Source organism: Halobellus sp. Atlit-38R (assembly GCF_003665925.1).
GTDB classification, from domain to species: Archaea; Halobacteriota; Halobacteria; order Halobacteriales; family Haloferacaceae; genus Haloquadratum; species Haloquadratum inordinatus.
Genome location: NZ_QXIJ01000211.1, coordinates 1 through 510, shown reverse-complemented (window position 1 = coordinate 510; position 510 = coordinate 1). Strand labels below are relative to the sequence as shown.

The following is a 510-nucleotide window of genomic DNA, read 5'->3' as shown; positions in this document are numbered from 1 at the left end:
GGACGTGGGTATCGACGACGATTCCCTCCACGATGTCGTGGCCGTGCTGGAGGACGACGTTCGCGGTCTTCCGGCCGACGCCGGCGAGGTCGGTCAGCGCGGACATGGTGTCCGGGACCTCGCCGTCGTGCTTCTCGATGATGTCCGCGCACGCGGAGCGGATGTACTTCGCCTTGTTGTTGTAGTAGGTGACGGAGCTGATGTCGTCGGCCAGCTCCTCTTGGTCGGCGGCGGCGTAGTCCGCGGCGTCGTCGTACTTCTCGAACAGTTCCGCGGTGACCTTGTTGACGCGCTCGTCGGTACACTGCGCCGAGAGCATGACGGCGATGAGCAGCTCGAGGCGGTTCGAGTAGGAAAGCGAGATGGTGGTGTCGGGGTACTCCTCGTACAGTCGGTCGAGGACCTCCTCGGCCTGCGCCTCGCGGTTTTCGAGTGGCGTGCCCATACCTGTGGGTGCGACCCGGTCGGTTTCAGTCGTTCGGGTTCCGGTGGTCGCCGCGGCGGTCGTCA

At 65.3% G+C, this 510-nt stretch carries 1 protein-coding gene; it reads right to left on the bottom strand.

The genetic code is table 11. The annotated features are described in order from the left end of the window. On the bottom strand, positions 1-445 hold a 445-nt coding region (gene nth, locus D3D02_RS19000; protein WP_147435748.1), incomplete at its 3' end, for an endonuclease III. Between the last annotated feature and the right edge of the window lie 65 nt (positions 446-510).